The organism is Nocardioides sp. CF8, assembly GCF_000389985.1.
GTDB classification, from domain to species: Bacteria; Actinomycetota; Actinomycetes; order Propionibacteriales; family Nocardioidaceae; genus Nocardioides; species Nocardioides allogilvus.
Map to the genome: position 1 here is coordinate 4212890 of NZ_CM001852.1, position 256 is coordinate 4213145.

Below are 256 nucleotides of genomic sequence, written 5' to 3' on the forward strand. Positions count from 1 at the left end.
TGTGATGTCCAGGCACGTTGGTCAGTCGGGTGATCGGTGGCTTGGCTCCGATAGCGGAGTGGGCTCGGTGGTGATTGTAGAAATGAAGCCACCCGGGTAGGGCGATGTTGCGTTGCTCGGTTGAGTCGTAGAACCGTGCGTAGGCCCAGCCGTCGCCCAGGGTGCGGTGAAATCGCTCGATCTTCCCGTTGGTCTGGGGCCGGTAGGGCCGGGTCCGTTTGTGGACGATGTCGAGCTCCGCACAGGCGTCGCGCCA

At 63.3% G+C, this 256-nt stretch carries 1 protein-coding gene; it reads right to left on the reverse strand.

Going from position 1 to position 256, the window contains the following annotated elements; all coding sequences use genetic code 11:
• A partial coding sequence (locus CF8_RS21765; protein ID WP_156887350.1) for an integrase core domain-containing protein occupies positions 1-256 on the reverse strand: 256 nt, incomplete at both ends.